This window comes from Sphingobium sp. ba1 (assembly GCF_000743655.1).
GTDB lineage: Bacteria > Pseudomonadota > Alphaproteobacteria > Sphingomonadales > Sphingomonadaceae > Sphingobium.
The window spans coordinates 1,629,357-1,633,104 of sequence record NZ_JPPQ01000069.1 but is presented as its reverse complement, the minus strand read 5'-3'; the positions used below and the strand labels follow the sequence as shown (position 1 = coordinate 1,633,104).

2 protein-coding genes are annotated in these 3,748 nt (G+C 63.3%); both read left to right on the top strand.

Features of this window, described 5'->3' with window-relative positions:
- Window positions 1–1,981, top strand: a 1,981-nt coding sequence (locus tag IL54_RS10960) for a S8 family peptidase (RefSeq protein WP_081913061.1), incomplete at its 5' end; no start/stop codon positions are given.
- Window positions 1,982–2,821: 840 nt separating this feature from the next.
- The coding region (locus tag IL54_RS10955; protein WP_443210746.1) for an ArdC family protein at window positions 2,822–3,748 on the top strand (927 nt) is incomplete at its 3' end.

The following is a 3,748-nucleotide window of genomic DNA, read 5'->3' as shown; positions in this document are numbered from 1 at the left end:
GTGGCGCGGCCCTCAGGAGAAATTTCCCGCCGATAATGGCGCGACGCACTGGGAAATCTGGCTTGAGCCGAGCGAAGCAGAAGCCTTTATCGCCCAAGCCGCTGCATATCAGGTTCAGATCGGGGCCGATCGCCTGCAATTTCCTGAAGATGTCGTCGTCATCGGCCTCGCGACACGGGACCATATTGCACTGGCCGTGAGACGACTTGGCTCCGTGCGTGCCCTTGCGGCGCCAGCGGTGACCGCCGATTTTTTCGATGCCCTGGATGTGCTGGAGCAGACTGCATGGGTTCAGGATCTCGTCCAGCGGACCACCTATGCTGGCGGCATCAATGGCGGGTATGTCACTCTGTTGGATACGGGTGTCAGCCGCGCTCATCCGCTGATCGCACCAGTCCTCCTGTCACACGATCGTCACGTCGCTGACCCGGCCTGGGGGCTGGACGACATCAAGGGCCATGGCACCCAGCTTGCTGGGCTCTCACTCTTTGGTGACCTGACGCTCAATCTGCAATCGACAATGCCAATTACTGTTTCACATAGTCTGGAATCGGTGAAGCTCATACCAGACGGAGGCCCGAACCCGCATCACCTGTTGGGGGTGGTGACGCGCCGCGCGATCAACATAGTCGAACAGACTGTGCGTCGACGCACTTTCACCATGGCGGTCACAACCGACGAGGACACGCCCCATGACGGCGCTCCCACATCATGGTCGACGGAAATCGACCAGCTTGCCGCTGGCGTCTCCGGCGATCTGTCGGTGCCCCGCCTCATCCTGATATCGGCGGGCAATACCAACAATTTCACATTCGCAGCGGGTCACTATCTCGACACCTGCGACCTTGCGGAAAATGAGATTGAGTCGCCGGCGCAGGCCTGGAATGCCATCAGCGTTGGCGCCTATACCGAAAAGACGATGCTTCCGCCCAATGAGGGCCTCACCAGCGTCGCACCTTTTGGCGACCTTTCACCGAGCTCCCGAACTGCATCCTGGACTTCGACCTGGCCGCTCAAGCCCGACATCGTTCTTGAGGGCGGAAACTGGGCCGCCGGCGCCGCGCCTCCACCAATGCGGCATGGCTGGCTTTCCCTTCTCACTACCCATCATGCCTATCCGCAACGCTCATTCAGTTTCACGCATGACACAAGCGCTGCGACAGCGATCGCGGCGAAGCAGATCACTGAACTCTGGTCGGACTATCCGCTGCTATGGCCCGAAACCATTCGCGCCCTCTATGTGGCGTCCGCCCGATGGACGCCGCAAATGCGGTCGCACCTGCCCGCCAACTCCAACAAGGGCAGCTATGCCCGCCTGTTTCAGCGCTACGGCTACGGCGTTCCTGACCTCGAGAGGGCGCATCGCAGTACGTCCAATGCTCTTACCCTGATCGTGCAGGATGCCATCGTTCCTTACGGCCTCTCCGAGCAGACCGGCGGGGATGTTCACAAAGAGATGCGGCTCTTCACGCTGCCATGGCCTGTCGAGGAACTACGCAAGCTGGGCAACGCCAATGTGACCCTACGGGTCGCGCTCAGTTCGTTCGTTGCGCCCAACCCGGCCGAGGCGTCGCGCGGCTCGCGATATCGCTATGCCTCCCACAATCTGCGGTTCAAGCTCAATCGTGCTGGAGAGAATGCCCAGCAGTTCATGGCGCGCATCAGCAAGGCTGTCGAACCTGTCGGCCCCCAGGTCGAAGAAGAGGATCTATGGGACTTTGGGAGCATTAGACGCGATGTCGGCTCCCTCCATATCGACCAGTTGACCTGCAGGGCGTCGGACTTGGCCAGACGCAATCTGCTGGCCATTCATCCTGTCGCTGGATGGTGGAAATCCAAGAAGATCCTGGAGGAGGGAGAGAAGCTGGCTCGCTTTGCCCTCGTCGTGGAGATCGATACGCAGGGTATCGAAGCAGACCTTTACACGGAGGTCCAGGCATCAGTCGCGGTCCTCAATGCAGCCCAACCGATCATTATCTAGCGCCCGGCGCTGACACTGCAGCAGGCGTGGTGGAATTGTCCCTCACGGCGAAAGCCGTGTTGATGGGCGAGAGATAGTTTGGGCAGCGGCAGCTTTCGGCGTAACCGGACATATGCATTCTCGCGCTGAAGGACTTGAACTGGTCGGTTCCCTCCGAAACGGCGGCAAGGTGAACGACTGATTTCAGGATCGCAAAGAAGATGTCGAAAGGTTCGCAATTAGGTGGGGAGCAAACGCCTCGCGCCGGTGAAGCGGCGCGACCGCGCTCTACGGCTCGAAGCCAGGCTTCTCGCCGCCGAGCCCCGTCGCCGGGTCTCGGCCTGGCGGTGACGATCGGCTGGCGCGGGTCAGCGTCCGCTGACCTGATGGAGCGGGGCTGAGGACGCACACTGCCGGACGGCTGCGCAGCCGGCCAGGGTGCGGCGCCTGATGGCGGCCCCGTAGGCACGCCGGCCTCTCGGTCGGGCGGTGCGACCGGTTTCGCGAGGCTGGCGACAAGTGCCGCCTTGGCCTGCGAATCCCGACCCTGCACCGCTGACCCGACCGCGCCGGCCGGGGGCGATCCTTTTGTTGGCGGCGGCTTCGCCGTCGGAAAGCGCTGCGGTCGCCGCTCGCGCGGCGGCGCTGTTGGTGGCCTCTCCCGGTGGCGCGGGAGTGGGCGGCGCTCCCTGCTAGGCCCGCTCGCGTCCCCGGCAAGCCTGGCTGCGCCCGGCTCCTCCACTGACGTTGCGGCCCTTTGGGTGCCGACGCCGCTCAAGCGGGCCTCTTCGGTTCGCATCTTGCCGCCCACCCCCGCTTCCGGGGGAGGCCATGGTGGTTTTGCGGCGGTGCAGGAGGTAAATGATGCGTTCTCCCACGACTGTCCGCGCGCGCGGTAAGGGCCGGAAACCCAAGGCGTCCAACGGCGGAGCCCCAATCGCGGCCAAGGCCCGTGCAGAGTCCGAAACGGCGCGCACGAACCTTTATGACGAGGTGACGGCGCGGATCATCGCCGAACTGGAGGCGGGCCGCTTTCCGTGGGTTCAGCCTTGGGGGCATCCCGATGGTGATGGCAGCGCAATCAGTCCCGGCCTGCCGCGCAACGCCCTTACCGCACGCCGTTACTCTGGCGTGAACGTCCTCATCCTGTGGGGCGCGGTGATCGAGCAAGGCTATCCTTCGCAGGGTTGGCTTACCTTCAAGCAGGCGCTTGAGGCAGGCGGCTGCGTCCGCAAGGGCGAGCGCGGCACCACCGTCGTCTATGTCGACCGCTTCACCCCCGAGGCCGAGAAAGTGCGCGCCGTCGAAACCGGCAGCGACGCCAAGTCCATTCCCTTCCTGAAACGCTTCACCGTGTTCAACGTTGGGCAGTGCGAGGGATTGCGCCCCGGCCTCGCGCCCGATCCGGCCCCCTTGCCCGAACGCCAGATCGTGCCGATCGCCGAGGAAGTGATCGCGGCAAGCGGCATCGAGGTCCGTGTCGGCGGCAATCGCGCCTATTATGTGCCCGCGCACGACTATGTGCAGGTGCCGCCGCAACCAGCCTTTTTCGAGCAAATCAACTATTACCGGACCTGCCTGCACGAACTTTGCCACGGCAGCGGCCACCCGTCCCGGTTGAACCGCAATCTGGTCAACAGCTTCGGATCGAAGGATTATGCCCGCGAGGAATTGATTGCCGAAATGGGTTCGGCCTTTCTCTGCGCCGCGCTGGGCATCGTCCCGACCGTCCGTCATGCCGACTATCTCGGCAGTTGGCTCAAGTTATGCTCACCTCGCCATAACGCG